This is a genomic window from uncultured Algibacter sp., assembly GCF_947487575.1.
Lineage (GTDB): Bacteria > Bacteroidota > Bacteroidia > Flavobacteriales > Flavobacteriaceae > Algibacter_B.
In genome coordinates, this window is record NZ_CANKXG010000005.1 from 215,017 (window position 1) to 236,440 (window position 21,424).

General features: G+C 31.7%; 17 protein-coding genes. 7 read left to right on the forward strand and 10 right to left on the reverse strand.

Features of this window, described 5'->3' with window-relative positions:
* The first annotated feature begins 39 nt into the window (after window positions 1-39).
* Window positions 40-306 carry a heavy-metal-associated domain-containing protein gene (locus tag Q0870_RS07165; protein ID WP_298553810.1) on the forward strand — a complete coding sequence of 89 codons (267 nt, stop codon included), beginning with the start codon at window positions 40-42 and terminating at the stop codon, window positions 304-306.
* A 10-nt stretch (window positions 307-316) separates the two neighbouring features.
* On the opposite strand, the gene Q0870_RS07170 is transcribed toward Q0870_RS07165, so the two are convergent.
* From Q0870_RS07170 to Q0870_RS07205, 8 genes are all read right to left on the reverse strand, one after another.
* Window positions 317-787, reverse strand: coding sequence for a hypothetical protein (locus Q0870_RS07170; protein WP_298553813.1), 471 nt, complete (start codon window positions 785-787; stop codon window positions 317-319).
* 224 nt (window positions 788-1,011) lie between these two features.
* Window positions 1,012-3,423 carry an alpha-ketoacid dehydrogenase subunit alpha/beta gene (locus Q0870_RS07175; protein ID WP_298553977.1) on the reverse strand — a complete coding sequence of 804 codons (2,412 nt, stop codon included), beginning with the start codon at window positions 3,421-3,423 and terminating at the stop codon, window positions 1,012-1,014.
* A gap of 166 nt (window positions 3,424-3,589) precedes the next feature.
* Window positions 3,590-6,421 carry a metalloprotease gene (locus tag Q0870_RS07180; protein ID WP_298553816.1) on the reverse strand — a complete coding sequence of 944 codons (2,832 nt, stop codon included), beginning with the start codon at window positions 6,419-6,421 and terminating at the stop codon, window positions 3,590-3,592.
* 128 nt (window positions 6,422-6,549) lie between these two features.
* A complete protein-coding gene (locus Q0870_RS07185) occupies window positions 6,550-7,239 on the reverse strand; it encodes a TIGR00730 family Rossman fold protein (protein WP_298553819.1) in 690 nt (229 codons plus the stop codon).
* A 45-nt stretch (window positions 7,240-7,284) separates the two neighbouring features.
* Window positions 7,285-10,122, reverse strand: coding sequence for an excinuclease ABC subunit UvrA (uvrA, locus tag Q0870_RS07190; RefSeq protein WP_298553822.1), 2,838 nt, complete (start codon window positions 10,120-10,122; stop codon window positions 7,285-7,287).
* Window positions 10,123-10,308: 186 nt separating this feature from the next.
* The gene (locus Q0870_RS07195; RefSeq protein WP_298553825.1) at window positions 10,309-11,031 is read right to left on the reverse strand and encodes a hypothetical protein; all 723 of its coding nucleotides are present in this window, start codon (window positions 11,029-11,031) and stop codon (window positions 10,309-10,311) included.
* A gap of 71 nt (window positions 11,032-11,102) precedes the next feature.
* Window positions 11,103-12,800: a gamma-glutamyltransferase gene (gene ggt / locus Q0870_RS07200; protein WP_298553828.1), complete on the reverse strand. Its 1,698-nt coding sequence runs from the start codon at window positions 12,798-12,800 to the stop codon at window positions 11,103-11,105.
* A complete protein-coding gene (locus tag Q0870_RS07205) occupies window positions 12,793-13,395 on the reverse strand; it encodes an acyl carrier protein phosphodiesterase (protein WP_298553831.1) in 603 nt (200 codons plus the stop codon). Before Q0870_RS07205 ends, ggt begins: the two co-directional genes overlap by 8 nt.
* Window positions 13,396-13,470: 75 nt before the next feature.
* On the opposite strand from Q0870_RS07205, the gene glmM reads away from it, so the two are divergent.
* Both glmM and Q0870_RS07215 read left to right on the forward strand, forming a co-directional pair.
* Window positions 13,471-14,859 (forward strand): phosphoglucosamine mutase, encoded by a 1,389-nt coding sequence (gene glmM, locus Q0870_RS07210; RefSeq protein WP_298553833.1) that lies wholly within the window; start codon window positions 13,471-13,473, stop codon window positions 14,857-14,859.
* 369 nt (window positions 14,860-15,228) lie between these two features.
* Window positions 15,229-16,377, forward strand: a complete 1,149-nt coding sequence (locus Q0870_RS07215; RefSeq protein WP_298553835.1) for a tRNA modification GTPase — start codon at window positions 15,229-15,231, stop codon at window positions 16,375-16,377.
* Window positions 16,378-16,403: 26 nt separating this feature from the next.
* Here Q0870_RS07215 and Q0870_RS07220 read toward each other — a convergent pair whose 3' ends face one another.
* The gene (locus Q0870_RS07220) at window positions 16,404-16,853 is read right to left on the reverse strand and encodes a transposase (RefSeq protein ID WP_298553836.1); all 450 of its coding nucleotides are present in this window, start codon (window positions 16,851-16,853) and stop codon (window positions 16,404-16,406) included.
* Between the two features lie 292 nt (window positions 16,854-17,145).
* On the opposite strand from Q0870_RS07220, the gene Q0870_RS07225 reads away from it, so the two are divergent.
* Window positions 17,146-17,538 (forward strand): hypothetical protein, encoded by a 393-nt coding sequence (locus tag Q0870_RS07225; RefSeq protein ID WP_298553837.1) that lies wholly within the window; start codon window positions 17,146-17,148, stop codon window positions 17,536-17,538.
* A gap of 143 nt (window positions 17,539-17,681) precedes the next feature.
* Here Q0870_RS07225 and Q0870_RS07230 read toward each other — a convergent pair whose 3' ends face one another.
* Entirely contained in the window at window positions 17,682-18,305 is a 624-nt protein-coding gene (locus Q0870_RS07230; RefSeq protein WP_298553838.1) for a TetR/AcrR family transcriptional regulator, read from the reverse strand.
* 80 nt (window positions 18,306-18,385) lie between these two features.
* Between Q0870_RS07230 and Q0870_RS07235 the strand changes: the two genes are divergently transcribed.
* The 3 genes from Q0870_RS07235 (at window position 18,386) to Q0870_RS07245 (ending at window position 21,409) form a co-directional block, all read left to right on the forward strand.
* Window positions 18,386-19,519 (forward strand): FAD-dependent monooxygenase, encoded by a 1,134-nt coding sequence (locus Q0870_RS07235; protein ID WP_298553839.1) that lies wholly within the window; start codon window positions 18,386-18,388, stop codon window positions 19,517-19,519.
* Window positions 19,516-19,947 carry a DUF3995 domain-containing protein gene (locus Q0870_RS07240; RefSeq protein WP_298553840.1) on the forward strand — a complete coding sequence of 144 codons (432 nt, stop codon included), beginning with the start codon at window positions 19,516-19,518 and terminating at the stop codon, window positions 19,945-19,947. Before Q0870_RS07235 ends, Q0870_RS07240 begins: the two co-directional genes overlap by 4 nt.
* 136 nt (window positions 19,948-20,083) lie before the next feature.
* Entirely contained in the window at window positions 20,084-21,409 is a 1,326-nt protein-coding gene (locus tag Q0870_RS07245) for a dicarboxylate/amino acid:cation symporter (RefSeq protein ID WP_298553841.1), read from the forward strand.
* Window positions 21,410-21,424: the final 15 nt, after the last annotated feature.

The following is a 21,424-nucleotide window of genomic DNA, read 5'->3' on the forward strand; positions in this document are numbered from 1 at the left end:
ATTTTTACTTTATAAGTTTACAACTTTAAGATGTAAACGATGTATGCCACTGTAAACATAGATGCAATAGGATGTAGTAATTGTAGGGATTTTGTTTTATCAAAATTACTTATAGTTGCTGGTATATCGAATATAGAAATTGATGTAGAAACAAAGATTTTAAGTTTTAGTTATAAAAGCCATAATGCTATGGAAGGTTTGAGGTTGTATCTTCAAGAAATTGGTTACCCGATTACTAAGGATTCAAGCTTAATTATTAATAAAGATGTTGTTATTAATGATTATTATGAAGATGAATTGGTCTAATAATAGCTTTTTAAAGGTCTTCTAACATCAAATTATAATCATATTGTAAATCTTCGTGAAGTTTATCAATTGTTTTTTTTGCTAAAGCAATTTGCCTATTATACATATTGAGAAGTTGTGTGCTTCGTTTTATGCTTGGTTTAAAGTCTTTTAGTTTTTCACAGAAATAGATTAATAGTTCTACTTCGGTTTCTTTTTTTTGGGAGTATCGGATGAATTTTTTTACGTTTCGGAGAATTTTACGAACGCTTTTTCTGATGTAAAAGTAACTGTCTTTATTAATGAGTTTAAACTCGTCGTCCATATATGTTTTTACGGTTTCTATATATCCACTTTCGTTATGTGATTCGAATAATAGATAGGTGAGGAGTTCTTTGTTCTCTTTTTTGAAACGCGCTAAACGCAAGCAAAGTACTTCAATTTCTTGACTTGAAAGTGTTTTCAATTCTTTCTTAATTTCTGGTAATGGCACAGCTTTCATCTAAAAAAATGATTTGTTGTTAAATATAAAAAATCCATTATAAGTGAGCTGGTTTATTGGTGTTAAAAAATAAGTGTATGTTGTAAGTTGACACCTATAATGGCGGACCTACCAGGTTAGGGATTGTAGTGGATAGCCCACAGCCCAATCCCGATAGCTATCGGGAGAGGTACGAGGACTTAGAACGGAAATTTCGACCCTTGTGGTAATGCCCAAACATGACTTTATCTTAACTTTGGAAAGTTTTTAGGGTTTACCTCGTGCATAACACCATAAACACTTTCAAAAATATCTTCGGCAGAAGGTTTTGAGAAATAATCGCCATCATTACCGTAAGCTGGTCGGTGAGATTTAGCCGTTAATGTTTTTGGATTGCTATCTAAATATTGAAAAGCGTTTTGTTCGTTTAATATTTTATTAAGCATATATGCTGAAGCACCACCAGGTACATCCTCATCAATAATAACGACTCTATTTGTTTTGGCTATGCTTTTTACGATGTCATGATTTAAATCAAAAGGCATTAATGATTGAACATCAATAACTTCAGCATCAATCCCGACCGCCAATAAATCTTTAGCCGTTTGAGCAACAATGCGTAAGGTAGAACCATAAGAAATTAGGGTAATATCGGAACCTTCTTTTATAGTTTCAACAACGCCTATAGGTGTTTTAAGAGTGCCTAAGTTGTTAGGCATTTTTTCTTTAAGCCTATATCCATTTAAACATTCTACAACTATAGCTGGGTCATCTCCATATAAAAGGGTGTTATAAAATCCGGCTGCTTTTGTCATGTTTCTTGGTACTAATAAATTAACGCCTTTAACTAAGTTTAGAATACCTCCCATTTGAGAACCAGAATGCCATATTCCTTCTAATCTGTGCCCGCGCGTTCTAATAATTAATGGAGCTTTTTGTTTTCCTTTGGTTCTATAATGTAAGGTTGCTAAGTCATCACTAATTATTTGTAGGGCATATAGAATGTAATCTAAATATTGAATTTCTGCAATTGGTCTTAAACCGCGTAAAGCCATACCAATACCTTGGCCTATAATTGTAGCTTCTCTTATACCTACATCTGCAACCCGTAATTCTCCATATTTTTCTTGTAAACCTTCTAAACCTTGATTAACATCTCCTATATTACCTGTGTCTTCACCAAATACTAAAGCTTCTGGGTATTGGTTAAAAATAGTATCAAAGTTATCACGAAGTATTATTCTGCCATCTACCTGCGTTGCATCATCGTTATAAGTTGGTTTTATTTCATTAATTTTTATGTTAGAACGCTGTGTTTCACTATATAAATGCGAACTAAACATAGGTTGAGCATGTTCAAAAATAGAATTTATCCATTTGCTTAATATTTTTTTCTCTGGAATAGATTCTCCAACAATAAACCTAAGGGCTTTTCTTGCATGCGATAGAATGTCTTTTCTTGTTGGTTCTGTAATATTTGCTATACTATCTTTTAATTTTGAAATAAAAGTGCCATTAACGCTTGCAGATTCTACTTGTTTTAAAATTGAAATTAATTCTTGTTGTTCCTTTTTTATTGGCCTCAAAAAGGTATTCCAAGCATTCTTTTTTGCCTCTCTTACATTTTTTTTTGCATTTCTTTCAATTTCAACTAGGGCTTCATTTGTAGCTATACCGCTTTCAATAATCCATTCACGTAATTTAGTGTTACAATCATACTTAGCCTCCCATTCAAGTCTTTCGGCTGTTTTATAACGCTCATGCGAACCAGATGTTGAGTGGCCTTGCGGTTGCGTAAGTTCTTTTACATGTATCAAAACAGGTACATGTTCTTCTCTAGCAATAGTTGCAGCTTCTTGATAGGTTTCTATTAAATTAGCATAGTCCCAGCCTTTAACAAGCAAAATTTCGTAGCCATTATTATCTTTGTCTCTTTGGAATCCTTTTAAGATTTCTGAGATATTTTCTTTTGTAGTTTGATGTTTGGCATGAACAGAAATACCATATTCATCATCCCAAACACTAATCACCATTGGTACTTGTAAAACTCCAGCGGCATTTATGGTTTCAAAAAATAAGCCTTCGCTAGTACTGGCGTTACCAATAGTTCCCCATGCGACTTCATTTCCTTTTATTGAAAAATTGGTTGTGTTTATACCATCAACCTCTCTGAAAATTTTTGATGCTTGAGCCAAACCAAGTAAGCGTGGCATTTGACCAGCAGTTGGTGAGATATCTGCACTAGAATTATATTGTTTAGTAAGGTCTTTCCAGCTGCCATTATCATTTAGACTATGTGTTACAAAATGCCCTCCCATTTGGCGACCAGCCGACATAGGTTCTTCCTTAATATCTGTATTAGCATATAAACCAGCAAAAAATTGATTGGGTGTCAGTTCGCCAATAGCCATCATGAATGTTTGGTCTCTGTAGTAACCAGACCTCCAATCACCTTTCATAAAAGCTTTTGCCATTGCTAATTGAGGTACCTCTTTACCATCACCAAAAATTCCAAACTTTGCCTTCCCTGTTAAAACCTCTCTGCGACCCAGTAAACTACACTCACGACTTACCATAGCAGTTCGGTAGTCATTTATTACTTCAGCTTTAAAATCTTCGAATGACAAATTGTTTTTCAAGTCAGTTATGGGTTGCATAGATTCATGCTTTTGGAATGCAAAAGTAGTCATTATGCGCCTTTTTTGCAATTAATTTGAGTGATAAAAATTATCAAATTCTTAAAATTTGTAGATTTTTATCAGGTATTTTGTGAAATACTTAAGACTTGATAGTTTTTAATGATTATTATATAATCAAAAAAAATTAGTACCAGCGTCTTCTAAATAACCCTAACAAAGATTTAGGATCTGCAGTAAATTTAAAACGTATTTTTTGGTCGTAATTAGGTTGACCAATTTCCCAGCCTAAATTAGAATATATTGGAAAATAAACCTCAAAGTAATCGGTCACTAAATTGATACGAATTCCTGAGTCATAAACAAAATTGGGTGAAGTAAATTTGTTTTTTACTAAACCAATATCGCCATAAGCGAGTATGTATTTCCAAAGTGTTGTACTTACATTTAATGTAGTTATCCATTGATTAGCAAATGGGGTATCTAATTTTGATTTAAAACCACCCTCAGCCTCAATATACTGTTGGCTAAATATCCCTGTTTTTTCAGAGCGCCCTAAATAATTGTAATCAAATAAATAATCTGTCGGTCTATCTAAAGCAAAACTAAAAAAATCAGAATCTAAATCTGTTTTATTACTAAGAAACGCTCCTGCAAATGCTCGAATGTTTATTTGCCTATTACTTTCAAATAACTTTCTAAACTCATAATTTAAGGATATTTTACTAAAATCTGCACCGATTTGAAAATCTGTATACCACTTATTGAAATTGATTAAATTATCATTAGAATTGATATATCTAATATTAAAAACGCTATAGTTTGGTTCATTTGAAGTTAAAATTCCACTTACGTCTTTGTCTCTGTTGATATTTACATGCCTAATGCTTAGCCATTGTCTTTTATTGGATCTAAGATCTTTATTCTCTCTAAAAAGGAACTGGACTGATGGCGTTATCCTTTTGACAAATAAACCATCAGCAAATGAACTATAACTTCCTGAAACACCGTAATGAATGGTATACAAATTTTTATTTTTTATATAATGACTTTGAAATATTGATGCGGCCCCAGTTAAAGATTTTGATTTAAAAGAGTATCGTGGCGTGATTTTGTAATTAAATAGTTTTCTTAAAACCGTTTTATTGTATATTTTGGCACCTAGTGTAAAGCCATCATATATATTGTTAAACTCAGCAATAGGCATAAAAAAGACTTGATTGTAATTCGGGTCTTCAAAATCTTGAAACAGTCTAAATTGCAGTGGTTTATTATTAAAAAAGAATCCTTTTAATGATTTCCAGTTATCTCTTAAATTAAACTCTGGAATGGTGTTGCCATAGTTAAGAACCAGTTTGTTTGCGTCTAATCTAGGTATTGTAATAGTTTTGCTATCATTTATATTTTCTACCCATGTTTTTGATATGACACTATCATTTTTAAGCGCATATAAAGAAATAGGCATTTTATTTATGTTCTTATTCTTTATAGTTAGCGTAATAGAGTCTTTGGTTTTTCTTACCTTTCTTATTTTAAAATCTATTTTTTTTCTAGTTTTTACATACTCGTTAAAAAACCAGTCTATGTTTTTATCTGTTTTACTTTTTATGAAACTTTCAAAGTCTTTAACCGAAGTTTGTTTAAGCTTATTATCTTTAATAAATGATTCAATACTATTCTCGACCACATCTTTATTTACGAAATCATCTAGATACCTAAGCCCAACGCCAGCTTTATATTTATTGGATATACGATTATTAAACTTCAGTAAAGAATCTTTGGCCATAGCTAATGGTTGATCTCTGTTTGTTCTTGCCATTAACATTGTAGCCAATACATATCTATCATTATATTTCAGATCTGCAGCATGAAATGATCTTACACCCCAGAAATCAGCAATAGTTCCAAAGAATTTCATGTCTGGATAATGCACATCTACATAATTCATTAAATAATAAATTTGAATGCCATCTATTAGCCATTGTTCTTTTCTAGGGTTCAATAAGAGTGTGTTTTCTATATAATTGCGCAAAGCAATCTTTAAAAATTTCAACTCGTATTGAAACGTTTTAGGATATGGTTTTATAAAACTAGGTAGAAAATTTAAGCCATATATTGGGTCTTTATCATAATCAATTTGAGTAAGAAGCAATTTTTTATGAGGGTATTTTCCAAAATTTTCAAAAATATAATCAGTGATTTTTTCGTTAATTAATACTTTATCAATAACATCTATGCCTTCATCACCAATGTTTGAAATGATTGAAAAATCACCATCCTGTAAAGTTTTAAAGTTTGATGCTTTACTTAAAAATAACTTATTGTTAACTCTATCAAGTCCTTTAAGTTTAACTACTTGTTTTTCAGCAATTTGCTCTGTGCTACTTATGTCTAATTCTGAAGTTAAAGCATAGTCATTAGAATGCTCAATTTCTAAAGTAATATCAGATTTAGGAATAAATAAATCGTCTAAATTTTTGTTGCTATAATATTGCCATTCACCATTATATATTGCAGGTGTAATGTACCAGTATCTTAAGTTGATATCTCCATTTTCAGTAATTCCGTAATCTGTAAATTTTGAATTTGGAATTTTTACTAAATATTCTAGTTCTATGGTATACGAGCCTTTTGGTTTTAAGGGGTTTTTTAATGTTACTTTTAAAACGTCTATTTGATTTTTTAATTGAACGTAATCAAGGTTTTTACCATTTTGTTTTATTGAGGTAATTACAGAATAGCCTCGTTCTTCATTTTTAGCAAGATGAAAATTGTTATTATATTCATCAGCAATACGAATGGCTAATGGTGTTTTTTTAGTTGCGTAACTATTATTCCAATCGTTAAGATAAATAGACTGCAATTCATCATCTGTAGAGTTTTGATATTGAATAGATTGTGATATTTTTATTTGTTTATTTTCAATATCAAAAATTGCCTTAACATCAATTTTGTTTTGACCAAAACTTGTAAGGCTAACAAATAATAAAACAATACAACTAAAAAAGTGAATTTTCAATTTCAATAGCATTAAAGGTTAATAGATTCATGCAAGGCGTCACAATATAATAAAATACAATGGTTTATAGCTTACATATAGTTATTATGCGTATATATATGTTTAACTGAGGTTTATAGTTTATTAAATTAAAAGTTTGGACTTAAACCAGATTTCTTGTAGAAATCATCAAGAATAGTAATAACTTCATCTTCGTTGTCTACTAAATGTATAAGGTCTAAATCTTTAGCACTAATATTTCCAAAGCTGTCTAAAAGTGTCTTTTTTATCCAATCCATAAGGCCTTCCCAGAAATCTCTTCCAACAAGAATAATAGGGAATTCACCAATTTTATGAGTTTGAATAAGTGTTATGGCTTCAAAAAGTTCGTCTAAAGTACCAAAACCACCAGGCATAACCACAAACCCTTGAGAGTATTTAACAAACATAACTTTTCTAACAAAAAAGTAATCAAAATCTAAACTTTTATCTTGATCTATATAAGGATTGTCGTGTTGTTCAAAAGGTAAGTCGATATTAAGACCAACAGAAGTTCCTCCAGCTAAATGGGCACCTTTATTTCCTGCCTCCATTATACCTGGCCCACCACCTGTAATAACACCATAACCAGCTTCAACAATTTTTTTTGCTACATTTTCAGCAAGTTTATAATATTTGTGATCTGGTTTTGTTCTAGCTGAACCAAAAATAGATACGCAAGGTCCTATTTTACTTAACTTTTCATAGCCATTTACAAATTCGCCCATGATTTTAAAAATAGCCCAAGAATCGTTTGTTTTTATTTCGTTCCAGCCTTTGTGGTGTTTTTCCTTTCTCATATATAAAAGTTTATGCGTTTATATGTTGAATTTTTCAATATCCAATTATTTCAAATTTAGTTCTTTTTTAAGAAACTTAGCGGTGTAACTTTTCTTGTGTTTAACGACTTTTTCGGGCGAACCTTCAACAATTATTTGTCCGCCACCTTTTCCGCCTTCGTAGCCAATATCAATAATGTAATCTACAGTTTTAATAACATCAAGGTTGTGTTCAATAATAAGTACCGTGTTCCCTTTGTCGGCCAATTTATTAAGTACTATCATTAGAACACGAATATCTTCAAAATGAAGACCAGTTGTTGGCTCATCAAGAATATAAAACGTATTTCCTGTATCTCTTTTGGAAAGCTCTGTGGCCAGTTTAATACGTTGTGCTTCACCACCAGAAAGCGTTGTGCTTTGTTGGCCTAAAGTAATATAACCCAAACCAACATCTTTTATTGTTTTTAGCTTTTTATGTATTTTAGGAATATGCTCGAAGAACTCTACAGCTTCATTCATAGTCATATTCAAAACATCACTAATATTTTTACCTTTATAGCGAATCTCTAAAGTTTCGCGGTTAAAACGTTTACCTTGACAAGTTTCGCATTCCACATAAACATCTGGAAGGAAGTTCATTTCGATAACACGTAAACCACCACCTTGACATGTTTCACAACGTCCACCTTTAACATTAAAACTAAAACGCCCAGCTTTGTAACCACGAATCATGGCTTCTGGTATTTTTGCAAATAAAGCTCTTACTTCACTAAATGTTCCTGTGTAAGTTGCAGGGTTACTTCTTGGTGTTCTTCCTATTGGGGATTGGTTAATGTCAATCACTTTATCAATATGCTCTAAACCTTTAATACTTTTATAAGGCATTGGCTTTTTAACACCATTAAAATAATGCGCGTTTAAAATCGGGTAAAGTGTCTCGTTAATTAATGTTGACTTTCCGCTTCCTGAAACACCAGTAACACCAATCATTTTTCCTAGAGGAAATTTTACGGAAACATTTTTTAAATTGTTACCTGTACAGCCTTTAAGTTCTAGAAATTTGCCATTTCCTTTTCTTCGTTTTTTAGGAACTTTAATTTCTTTAGTGCCATTTAAATAATCTGCGGTAAGCGTATTGTGTGTTTTGAGTTCATCTGGATTACCTATGCTAATTATATCGCCACCATATTTACCTGCTTTTGGACCAATATCAATCACGTAATCAGCACGTTCAATCATGTCTTTGTCATGTTCAACAACAATTACGGAGTTACCAATATCTCGAAGTGATACTAAGGAATTGATAAGTTTTTCGTTATCGCGCTGATGCAAGCCTATACTTGGTTCGTCTAAAATATAAAGTACACCAACTAACTGCGAGCCAATTTGTGTTGCTAACCGAATACGTTGTGCTTCGCCACCAGATAACGATTTTGAACTTCTATTTAAGGATAAATAATCTAGACCAACATCTAATAAAAACTGGATTCTGGATTTTATTTCCTTTACAACTTCTTCCCCTATTTTTAATTGTTTTTCAGATAGATAATTATTTAAAGCGTTAAACCAATCGGCTAGCTCAACAATATCGGTATTAGCCAGTTCTGCTATGTTTTTACCGTTTACTTTAAAGTAAAGGGATTCTTTTTTTAAACGTGAACCTTCACAAACAGGACATTGTACTTTGTCCATATAATCTTTAGCCCAACGTTTTAAAGACCTAGATTCTGCAGTTTTGTATTGATTTTCAATAAAATTAGCAACGCCTTCAAAGTCTATATTATAATCTCTAGTAACTCCTAATGTTTTACTTTCAACTGAAAATTTATCATTTCCGCCATAAAGAATAATTTGTTTGGCTTCTTCAGGAATGTCTTTATATGCATCAGTTAATTTAAAATTGAAGCGCTGTGCTATGGTTTCAAATTGCTTAAAAATCCAGCTATTTTTTTGTGGCCCATGTGGTGCTAGTGCTCCAGCTTTTATTGAAAGAGAATCATCAGGTATAATTTTATCTTTATTTATTTGATAAAGTGTGCCAATACCGTTGCAATTTGAACAGGCTCCTTTTGGTGAATTGAACGAAAAATTATTTGGTTCTGGATTTGGGTAAGAGATTCCAGAACTTGGGCACATTAAACTTCTGCTAAAATAGCGCGCTGTATTGGTGTCTTGGTCAATAACCAATAGTACGTCGTCACCATGATACATGGCCGTGTTGATGGTTTCTGTAAGACGCTTATCATTGTCAGCGGTGTCATTAATAACCAATCTATCGATAACAATTTCGATATCATGATTTTTATAACGGTCTAATTTCATCCCTTTTACAATGTCACGAATTTCACCATCGGTTCTTACTTTTACAAAACCTTGTTTAGCTATTTGCTCAAATAACTCGCGGTAATGCCCTTTTCTTGAACGTACAACAGGAGATAAAACGTTTATGCGTTTTCCGTTGAAATCTTTAATAATGAGTGCTTTAATTTGCTCGTCACTATAACTAACCATTTTATCGCCTGTGTTGTAACTATACGCATCACTAGCACGTGCAAAAAGCAAACGCATAAAATCGTAAATCTCTGTAATAGTACCAACTGTGGAACGTGGAGATTTGCTGGTTGTTTTTTGTTCAATTGCAATTACAGGAGAAAGGCCATCAATTTTATCAACATCTGGTCGTTCTAAACCTCCAAGAAATTGTCTGGCATAAGCAGAAAATGTTTCAATGTATCGACGTTGTCCTTCAGCATAAATAGTATCGAAAGCTAATGAGGATTTTCCGCTGCCTGATAAACCTGTAATAACAACAAGTTTTTCACGAGGAATGGACACATCTATATTTTTTAGATTGTGTACTCTGGCTCCTTTTACTTCAATAAAATCTGTGAATTGGCTCATAAATTGGCAAAGTTGCGAAGTTACGTTTTTTGGGCTTACAAATGAAATGGGTTTGTCTTGTTGTTTTGTTAAAATCTTATGAAGTTTTAATTCGTTTAAAGACTGTATGATGTGAAGTTAAAAGCGGATAAACTAATAGCCCGACCCGATAGGGTTGCTCCATAAAAAACTTAAAAAACCAGATGTTTACTTTGTTACTTTAACATCATCAATCTCTAAACCTATAAATAAAAGCTTATGAAATGTTGGTAATTGTGCACCACTTTCGGTAGTTGTCCAATCGTTCCATGATGCTTCTAAACCATTTATTGGTAGAATAGAAGTCCACATTTTAAAGGCTTTTGGTTTGTTTGAGTCATTAAGTAGCCACAAATAGGAGTCGCCAGGGGTTGATCCACCAGAGGTGTAAGTTACCAATAGTGCGTTTTTATTATCATCAGTTTTTACAAGTCTGCGTTCCACGCCTTCATCGAATACTTTATAGGGAGCAACTAACCAAAAAGAATCGTTGTTAAAATAAGAAATAGCTTTTTCGATAAGCTCTTTGGCCATGTCGCTTTCATTTTTAAAACTATGAATGTAAACCTTGCTTTTTGATGTGTCGTTTAAATCAAGAACTACTTTATTTTGTTTCCAATAGACATTGCAAGTGTTGTTAGCCTTATTCCATTCGTAATGGTGTCTTTTTTTGAATGTCCATTCTATATAATTTGTGGATTTGTAGGCTTCGTAATCTAAAGCATTAAGTATTTTGTGAGCTAAAGCATCTGCTTGCTCTCCTTGAACTCCTGTTGGTAATGCTTCGTTGTATTTAAAGTATAAGAAGCCAAAAAATAAGAGGCTTGGAAGTGTCAAAAAAATGACAATTCCTGCTATTATTTTTAATATTTTTTTAGGTTTGCCCGGCATAAAATGGAGTTTGGTAAAGTTTTATTAACGGCTAAATTATTAAACAAGAATGGTTTATAAAAAGGAAACCCTTAAAAACCGATAGCCGTATCATCTCCTCGATAATCTGCACCACCCTCATACGAGTTATCTTCTAAAACAAGTATTCCATCGACTTTGCCAAGTATGGGAGAATCTTTTTCGTTAATTGAATAGCCTAAAGTTTTTAGTTTTTTTATTAAATTTTTGTTGAATGCGTTGGGCTCTATTCTAATTTCGTCTGGTAACCATTGATGATGAAAACGAGGCGCGTTTACAGCTTCTTGCATGCCCATGTTAAACTCATGCACATTTAATATAGTTTGTAATACTGATGTAATGATGGTTGAACCTCCGGGAGTGCCAAGTGTCATGTATAGTTTGTTGTTTTTTTCAACTATGGTAGGTGTCATAGAACTTAACATACGCTTTTCTGGGGTAATACTATTAGCCTCGGCACCAATAAGACCAAACATATTTGGCTCGCCAGGTTTACTACTAAAATCGTCCATTTCATTATTAAGAAAAAAGCCAAGTTCTGAACAATATAACTTTGAGCCATAAGCACCATTTAACGTTGTAGTAACTGCAATTGCATTTCCGAAAGGGTCTATAATAGAGTAGTGGGTAGTTTCATTACTTTCTATAATTTGAATGTTACCATGAGATACTGAGCTGGATGGAGTTGCTTGGTCAAATGAAAAACCAGCCATGCGCCCGCTTAAATAATTTTCTTTTATTAAGGTTTCAACAGGGATTTTTATAAAATCGGAATCCCCTAAATAAAAGCTTCTGTCTGCATAAGAGCGCCTTTCTGCTTCTGTAATGGCTTGAATGGATTTTAGTGTGTTGTGTCCAAATTCGTCCAAAGGAAAAGGTTCAAGCATTTTCATAATTTGTGCTAAACATATACCGCCACTAGACGGAGGCGCCATGGAAATTATTTTCAAATCATCATAAGTAAATGTTATAGGTGTTCGCCATATAGCCTCGTATTTTGCTAAATCTTCTTCGGTAACTATGCCACCATTTTCTTGAATAAACTTAGCAAGTATTTTGGCAGTTTCTCCTTTGTAAAATTCATGCTTACCAAATTTTAAAATACGTTCTAAAGTTTTGGCTAATGCAGGGTATTTAATAGTGTCGTTTTCCTTCCAGCGTTTATCAAAAATAATGGGGTATTTATTTACTTTAGGAAAAAGAGGCTGATATTCTCTAATTGCTCTAGCTTGCTTTTTAGTAACAATAACGCCTTTGTTGGCTAAATCTATTACAGGTTGTATAATGTCTTCTATTGGCATGGATCCGAGCTTTTCATGTATATCAAAAATTCCTGCAATAGAACCAGGAACGCCAACAGCCATTGCGCCTAAAGTGCTTTTTTCTGGAATAACTTCTCCATTTTCGTCTAGATACATATCTTTTGTTGCTGCCAAAGGTGCTTTTTCTCTAAAATCTATAGAACCAATTTCTCCATTTGCTTTTCTGTAAACCATAAATCCGCCACCACCAATGTTTCCTGCAAAAGGGTATGCAACTGCTAAGGCTAATTGTGTAGCGCACATAGCATCAAAAACGTTTCCACCTTTTTTAAGAATGTTACTTCCAATTTTAGAAGCTTCAGCACGTGCAGAAACTACCATAGCATTTTTTGTAATAAGACCTTTTATTGGTGAAGAATCTTTAATGGTTTTTTCACATGAAACAAAAAGACATAACAATGCAATAACTGATAAAAAATGTTTAATCATGAAATTCTTGTTTTAAAGCGTCTAATTTTTGCTTAGAAGAGGTTATAAGTTCATCAAAAAATTCTGAAAACTCATTTTCAAATTCTGTATAAAAGGCTTCAAGTTCAACAATGGCTTCATTCATACTTGAGCGGTTTTTAGTGCGCCTGTTCATGCCATCTAAGACTCTAGAAATACCTTCAATTGAAGCATAATTTAATAGCCAATTATCTGCTAGCATATAAGGCATCATTTTTTGAATTCGTATAGGTAGTATATTATAATTAGCCTCAAGAGAGTCATAAAAACTTTCAACGTATTCATCTAAAGGAATATCGCAATATTTGCTCCAGTTTTTGGCTAAAAAATGATCATAAAGAATATCTACTATAATACCAGAATAATGACTATACTTTTCATGAAGTCTCTTTGTGCTTAGCCTAACAGTTTTGTGTGCATCGGTATAAGTATCAATATGGCGATGTAGCAATATGCCTATTTGTATGTTTTTTGAGTATTTTTTATACTGTTTTCCCTTAATACCATCTGCAATAAAATTTCCAATAGTAACTAAATCGTTTTCACCCGATAGGTAAATATGTGCTAAGTAGTTCATTTGTGAAATTTACGAATTCTGATTTAAGAAATCCGATTTTGAAATACTATATTTGCCTTTCAATAAAAAGAAAATATGACACTTATAAAATCAATTTCAGGAATAAGAGGAACCATTGGCGGACAAGTAGGCGAGAATTTAACACCAATAGATGCAGTAAAATTTGCATCAGCTTACGGAGTTTGGTTAAAGCAACAACGTAATAAAGAAAACTACAAAGTTGTAGTAGGTAGAGATGCTCGTATTTCTGGAAAAATGATTCAAAATCTAGTTATGAATACCTTAATTGGGTTAGGTATTGATGTTGTTGATGTTGGTTTATCAACAACACCAACTGTTGAAGTTGCTGTACCTCTGGAGCATGCAGATGGCGGAATAATTCTAACTGCTAGTCATAATCCAAAACAATGGAATGCTTTAAAGTTACTTAACGAAAAAGGAGAGTTTTTAGATGCCGTTGAAGGTGCAAAAATATTAGACATTGCAGAAAGTGATAATATGAATTTTGCAGATGTTGATAGTCTAGGTAAAATCACAAAAAATAAGGCCTATATAGATTTACATATTATTGAAGTTTTAGATTTAGATCTTGTAACTGTAAAACCAATAGAAGAAGCTCGATTTAGAGTGGTTGTAGATGGTGTGAATTCTACAGGAGGCATTGCTATTCCATTACTTTTAGAGCGATTAGGTGTAGATGTAATAAAAATTCACTGTGAACCTAACGGGCAATTTCCGCATAATCCAGAACCTTTAAAAGAGCATTTAACAGATTTGTCTGAAGCCGTTAAAAAGCATAAAGCAGATTTTGGTATAGTTGTAGATCCAGATGTAGATCGTTTAGCCTTTATGGATGAAAACGGCGAGATGTTTGGAGAAGAGTACACGCTTGTAGCCTGTGCAGACTATGTATTAAGCAGAACACCTGGAAATACGGTAAGTAACATGAGTTCTACCAGAGCGCTGCGCGACGTAACCGAAAAACATGGCGGTATGTATGAAGCAAGTGCCGTAGGTGAGGTAAATGTTGTTAAACTCATGAAAAAAAATAAAGTAGTTATAGGGGGCGAAGGCAATGGCGGTATTATTTACCCTGATGCTCACTATGGGCGTGATGCGCTAGTTGGTGTAGCCTTGTTTTTAAGCTTACTTGCCAATAAAAACATGAGTGTAAGTGCACTTCGTAAAACCTACCCAAGTTATTTTATGAGTAAAAAGAAAATACAATTAACACCTGGTCTAGATGTTGATGGTATTTTAAAAGCAATGGAAAACCGTTACCAAAACGAGCAACTAACTACTATTGATGGTGTTAAAATTGATTTCTCCGAAAGTTGGGTACACCTACGTAAAAGTAATACAGAACCCATTATTAGAATTTATACCGAAGCAAAATCGCAAGAAGAAGCCGATGCTTTAGGCGATAAATTTATTGCCGAAATTGGCGAAATTGCTGGAATCTAATATTTTTATTAGTAGCTATTTCTATTTGGAGTTTATCCTTAAAAGGGTTATAGCTTTCTTGTGCTAAACTTATTGCTATATCTCATTATGTTTAGTGCTTAAACCTGACTTTAAATTTGGTTTAAGCACAAAAAAGGATACCACTCAATTGAGAGGTAAATTACCTTAAAATGTCTGTGATTTTAGCAATTTATTTTTGCTTGGTCGTATGATATTTATTTCAAAATGGTTTTATATTTACAGAATAATAGCAATATAGAAGTTACTTTAAACTGTTTTATTTGCAGGATATGAGTCATAAAAGTTATTATATAACTATTTGTGTATTAATAAAACTCAACAATTTTAATATTATAAATTAAAATAATTATGAAAATAAAACTAATATTTCTTTTAACCACGATTTTAAGTTTTAATTGTTACTCTCAAATTTCTTTTGAAAATGGATATTACATTGATAATAATAATCAAAAAATTAATTGTTTAATTAAAAATATTGATTGGCAAAATAATCCAACTGAATTCAAATATAAACTAACAGAAAATAGCGAATTAAATAATAAAACAATAAAATCAGTTAAAGAATTTGGGATTCATAACGCTTTAAAATATGTGAGAAGTTCTGTGAAAATTGATAGATCTAGTAACAAATCTGATGAATTAGATAATGAAAGAAAAGCTAAATTTCAAGAAGAAGAACTCTTTTTAAAAGTATTAGTAGAAGGAAAATCTACTTTGTATAGTTACGTTGACGGTAGTTTAACAAGATATTTTTATAGCATCGAAAAATCTAATATTGAGCAATTAGTATTTAAAAGTTATATAACTCCTGAATATAAAATTATCGTAAATAATAAATTTAGAAATCAGCTATGGGATGATTTGAAATGCGCTGACATTAAAAAGAACAGAGTAGAAAAATTAAATTACAAAAAATCAGATTTGGTCATTTTTTTTGTAGCATATAACAGCTGTAATAATCAAGAATATATCAACTTTGAAGAAAAGCAAAAAAAAGATTTATTTAATTTGACTATCAGGCCTCGATTAAATAGCTCTTCATTAGTATCTAATTATAGAAATATTAATATTAAAAACGAACTAGGTTTTGGTTTTGGGATAGAAGCAGAATTTATTCTTCCTTTTAATAAAAATAAATGGTCACTTATAATTGAGCCTACTTATCAAAGTTTTATAGAAGAATCAACTAGAAATGTAATTATTAATTATAGTTCAATTGAACTCCATACTGGTGTAAGACACTACTTCTTTTTAAATGATAATTCTAAAATTTTTATAAATGCTTCTGTAATTTATGATTTTGGTTTAAATGATCCACAAATTGATTTATTAGAAATTGAAACACCATTTAATATGGCTTTTGGTTTAGGTTATAAGCATAATGATAAATTCAGTATAGAGTTAAGGTATCAAACACCAAGACAATTATTATCTAATTTTAATTTTTTTGCAGAATATAAAACATTATCAATAATATTTGGATATTCTCTATTCTAAAATAACAACACATAACATTGGGGTGCCTAAAACAGATTCGCCATGTATCTTATTTTTAACATAGTACTCTGTTTTGTATATATAGAAAGGAGTCTGGTCATTTGAAGACATTCCGTTCGGTGTTTAGAGTTGCCTTTCCATAGACGCAAATCAACCTGCATAGCATACTCGCAAATTAGTTTTGAATCACTCTTGTCTGTCTTTAATTTAGAGAGCTTCATCTGAATAAAACGTTTTACAGATAATGGATTCTCTACTGATACTTTTATACCAGACTCTAATAAATAATAAGCCAACTGATAATGATAATAGCCTGTAGCTTCCATAACACAATGACTCGTTAAATCTAAAAGCTTTGTAAACTTTTTAAAGCCTGATAAATTGTTTTTAAACTGATAATAATTACCAGCAGAATCTGTAACATCAAACACTAAATGACTAATGTCGATTCCAAAATATTTAATATCTTTATTCATAAGAAAATGAGTTTTGAAAGAACAATCTACGCGAGTTTCAACGACTTAAAACCGAGGTCCTAAAGTCCTCATAGAACTGTACGAAATCTGTGTAGAAAAGAGAGGGAGGTTTTCAATGCTAAAGAAGTCTTTGCTTCTGCGTGTATAATTAATTGCTTTGGTGGTTGTTTATTTGGGAAATTACTTCGGAATTTTCTTGCATTCGTTTTTATTTACTAAATTAGTTGTTCAAACACGCAACTAACCATACACAAAAATGTTGCAACTATGTCCTGAACGAAGCTTAAAACTAATGAAAAATATAATACTTCTTATTTTATTATTGACTTTTACATCACAACTGAAAGCTCAAAATTATGATTTACCACCAAATTCGAAAGCTGGAAAATGTTACGAAAGGTGTTTTGATTATGAAAAGAGATTTGAATGGAAAGAAGTTGATTGCGCAAAATTCAAAGCTGAAAAAAATAGAGAAAAAACTCAAGAGCAACTGATAAAGTTTAAGCAACAGAAAATAAGAATGGTGAAATATCAGGAAAAGTTAAAAACTCTTGGATATGAAATTGATATAACTGGAATTGCTGACAACAAAACAATTATTGCTCATCATAAATATTTAAAAAAAAAGAAAAAAGAAGAAAAACGAAAACGAAGAGCTGAAAAGCGAAAAGCAAAATCGGAATAAAATACAGTTACCAACACCGTACTAAATTAGTTGCTAGGTTCTAGCCTACTTACGAAAGTCTTCGCAGACTTTCTATCTGTGATTTATTGTAAAATTAGTTACTTAAACAGGCAACTAACCATATACAAAAACTTTACTACCAATTAAACCAACTTAGGCGATAAAAAATTAGCATACTGATTTTTTGCCTTATCAGTTAAGTATGGATAAATACTTTGATTTATTAGCAATGTGTATTCTTGAATAGAATCTTTGGATAAATGATTGGCTTGAATAAATACAGATGAAAACCAAAAATTACTGATAATCTCAATCCTCTTAAATAAATTTTGATATTCGTTTTTGAGTAATTCTTCTCTAAATAGATTGTTGTCAATTAAAATAACTACCATTTTTAAGGCCTCAATCTCTCTTCGCTTGGAAAGTTCTGAATAATGATTTTTTATCTTCTGATTTTTTCTTGTAATTGCTACAAAGTCCAATAGAAAGAAATTATACTCATAAAGTGTTGTAATAATTTCTTTAGAAATATTTAAGAATGATTTTAATAAATCATCACTGGGTACAAAAAAAATAGCATCCATTTTTTCAACTAACTGAAAATAGAGTGCTTCAATTATATCTTCTCTTTTTTTAAAATGATATTGTAGGTTCCCCACACTAATCTCAGCTTCGTCCGCTATAGTTCTTAAAGAAATTTTTGAAATCCCATTACTATTAAAAAGTGCTAAAGATTTTATTAAAATTTTTTGTTTTGTAGCATTCATAAGTACAAAAATACAATGTATAGTACGATTGTACTAATTATATTTATTTTTAGTACATTTGTACTAAACTAATATTGATTATGAACATAGATATTATTGGAGCAGGAATAGGAGGATTAACTACTGCAATAGCACTTGAAAAAAAAGGAATTAAAACAAGAGTTTTTGAACAAGCAGAACAAATAAAACCAGTGGGAGCGGGAATAATTCTAGCCAATAATGCAATGCAAGTTTATGAAAAGTTAGGTTTACGAAAAATAATTGAGGAAAATGGAAATCCAATTTCTTCAATGAATATTACCAAATCTAATCTAAAACCACTTTCTAGAATTGACTTGTCCTATTTTGAGCGAAGACATAATATTAAGAACATTGCAATTCATAGAGGTAAATTGCAACAAATTTTAATTAACAGGTTAAAACCTACTAAAATTGAACTAAACCATAAACTTACTTCAATAGAGAAAAACACGAATGATTATTCTTTGAAATTTGAAAATGGAAATCAAATCCAATCCTCAATCATTTTGGGAGCTGATGGACTAAACTCTATTGTTAGACAAAATATATTACCAAATAATAGCATACGCAATGCAAACCAAATATGTTGGAGAGGAGTTACAGAGTGCGAATTACCCATAAAGTTTAGAAACGAATTGAACGAAGCTTGGGGGAAATCTGAACGTTTTGGTTTTGTTCAAATTGCAGAAAACAAAGTGTATTGGTATGCTTTAAAGTCATTCAAAAAAAATAAGAATGAATTCTCCCTCAACAATTTAGAGCAATATTTTGCGGATTATAATTCAGTAATAAAAGACATTATAAAATCAACCAAAAAAGAACAAATAAATACTGCCGAAATCTCAGATTTAAAACCAACAAGCATTTGGTACAAAGAGAATGTAGGTTTAATAGGAGATTCTGCACACGCAACAACCCCAAATATGGGACAAGGTGCATGTCAAGCTATTGAAGATGCTTTTGTGCTCTCAGAATGTTTAAACAAATATGAGATTACAAAAGCATTTTCGGAATATCAAAAGTTAAGATTACCTAAAGCTCATCAAGTAGTTAAAGCAAGTTGGCTTGTTGGGAAAATGGCACATTTTAAAAATCCACTGTTAATTGGTTTTCGCAATCAAATGTTAAGATTAGTGCCTTCCTCAGTTAATAGAAAACAGAATGAACAAATTTTTCAATTGGCAGAAATATGACAACAACAATATTATCAATAATTTTATTAATCATTTTTACTTCATTAGGTTTTATACATTTTTATTGGCTCTTTGGTGGTAAATGGGGGTTGGAAAAAGTAATTCCAACAAAAGACAATCAAACAAGTTCACTTTCAATTCCTAAATTTGCAACTTTAATAGTAGCTCTTATTTTGGTTTTATTTGGACTAATTTATCTTGTGAAATCTGGACTTACAAATATTGAAGTTCCAAATTGGATAAAAACTTATGGATACTGGATAATTCCCTCAATTTTTATTTTAAGAGCAATTGGTGATTTTAAATATGTTGGTTTTTTCAAAAAAATTAAGAATACTAAATTTGCGATAGCAGATTCAAAAATGTTTGCCCCTTTGTGCTTAGCAGTTGGAATAATAGGAATTTTGATACAATTTGTGAATAAATAACTGTAATATTAATGACGCTCTGCGTATACAGGAACTTTTATCAAAGGTGTTTTTAACCCGCAAAAAAACACCTATATTGTTATCAAATTTAAGAACTAATTAATTCTCTCTTATGGAGAGGTAAGCAGATCCTTTTATGAAAAAACTAGCATTACATTGGAAGATTATTATAGGAATGATTCTCGGAATCATTTTTGGTTTTATTATGAATGGTGTAGATGGCGGTAAAAACTTTGTTACCGATTGGATTGCACCGTTTGGAACCATATTTATAAATCTTTTAAAATTAATAGCTGTACCCTTAATTTTAGCATCACTTATTAAAGGAATTTCAGACTTAAAGGATATTTCTAAAATTAAATCTATGGGCTTACGTACCATAGGAATTTATATAGCTACCACTTTAGTAGCTATAATTATTGGTTTAACAATAGTAAATGTGGTGAAGCCAGGAAACGGGATGCCTCAAGAAACCATAGAAAAAATAAAGCTTAAATATGAAAATGATGCAGGTGTAACGGATAAGTTGATGAAAGCATCAGCTCAAAAAGAAGCAGGACCATTACAATCTTTGGTAGATATTTTTCCGAGTAATATTTTTCAATCCTTTGCTGAAGCGTCTATGCTTCAAGTGATATTCTTTGCCATATTTGTTGGTATTTGTTTACTGTTAATTGGTGATAAGAAAGCAAAACCTTTAGTGAATTTCTTTGATTCGCTAAACGAAGTGGTGATGAAAATGGTAGATTTAATTATGCTATTTGCACCTTATGCAGTGTTTGCACTTTTAGCAAATGTGATTATTGCTTTTGATGATATTGAAATACTAATTAAATTATTATACTACGCCTTTTGTGTTGTAGGCGGACTGATTTTAATGATTGGTTTCTACTTATTACTAGTTAGCGTGTACACTAAAAAATCGCCAATGTGGTTTTTAAAACAAATAAGTCCTGCACAATTGTTAGCATTTTCTACCAGTAGTAGTGCAGCTACACTTCCTGTAACTATGGAACGTGTTGAGGAACATTTAGGTGTAGATAAAGAGGTTTCTGGTTTTGTACTCCCTGTTGGGGCTACGGTAAATATGGATGGTACAAGTTTGTATCAAGGTATTGCTGCGGTATTTATTATGCAGGTTATTTGGCCAGAAGGTTTAACCTTTACAAATCAATTAGTTATTGTGTTAACGGCACTTTTAGCATCTATTGGTAGTGCTGCTGTACCAAGTGCGGGTATGGTAATGCTGGTTATTGTTTTAGAATCTATTGGGTTTCCTGCGGAATTACTACCTATTGGTTTGGCACTTATTTTTGCTGTAGATAGGCCTTTAGATATGTGTAGAACGGTTGTTAATGTAACTGGTGATGCTACCGTTTCTATGATTGTGGCTAAATCTTTAGATAAACTTCATGACCCAAAACCTAAAGAATGGGATGATAATTATGATGCTGTGAAGTAGCGCTTACTTTGGCGA

Coding starts and splice junctions, on each gene's coding strand:
- Q0870_RS07165 (WP_298553810.1), top strand. CDS start 40: ATGTATGCCACTGTAAACATAGATGCAATAGGATGTAGTAATTGTAGG.
- Q0870_RS07170 (WP_298553813.1), bottom strand. CDS start 787: ATGAAAGCTGTGCCATTACCAGAAATTAAGAAAGAATTGAAAACACTT.
- Q0870_RS07175 (WP_298553977.1), bottom strand. CDS start 3,423: ATGCAACCCATAACTGACTTGAAAAACAATTTGTCATTCGAAGATTTT.
- Q0870_RS07185 (WP_298553819.1), bottom strand. CDS start 7,239: ATGAGAAAGGAAAAACACCACAAAGGCTGGAACGAAATAAAAACAAAC.
- uvrA (WP_298553822.1), bottom strand. CDS start 10,122: ATGAGCCAATTCACAGATTTTATTGAAGTAAAAGGAGCCAGAGTACAC.
- Q0870_RS07195 (WP_298553825.1), bottom strand. CDS start 11,031: ATGCCGGGCAAACCTAAAAAAATATTAAAAATAATAGCAGGAATTGTC.
- ggt (WP_298553828.1), bottom strand. CDS start 12,800: ATGATTAAACATTTTTTATCAGTTATTGCATTGTTATGTCTTTTTGTT.
- Q0870_RS07205 (WP_298553831.1), bottom strand. CDS start 13,395: ATGAACTACTTAGCACATATTTACCTATCGGGTGAAAACGATTTAGTT.
- glmM (WP_298553833.1), top strand. CDS start 13,471: ATGACACTTATAAAATCAATTTCAGGAATAAGAGGAACCATTGGCGGA.
- Q0870_RS07215 (WP_298553835.1), top strand. CDS start 15,229: ATGAAAATAAAACTAATATTTCTTTTAACCACGATTTTAAGTTTTAAT.
- Q0870_RS07220 (WP_298553836.1), bottom strand. CDS start 16,853: ATGAATAAAGATATTAAATATTTTGGAATCGACATTAGTCATTTAGTG.
- Q0870_RS07225 (WP_298553837.1), top strand. CDS start 17,146: ATGAAAAATATAATACTTCTTATTTTATTATTGACTTTTACATCACAA.
- Q0870_RS07230 (WP_298553838.1), bottom strand. CDS start 18,305: ATGAATGCTACAAAACAAAAAATTTTAATAAAATCTTTAGCACTTTTT.
- Q0870_RS07235 (WP_298553839.1), top strand. CDS start 18,386: ATGAACATAGATATTATTGGAGCAGGAATAGGAGGATTAACTACTGCA.
- Q0870_RS07240 (WP_298553840.1), top strand. CDS start 19,516: ATGACAACAACAATATTATCAATAATTTTATTAATCATTTTTACTTCA.
- Q0870_RS07245 (WP_298553841.1), top strand. CDS start 20,084: ATGAAAAAACTAGCATTACATTGGAAGATTATTATAGGAATGATTCTC.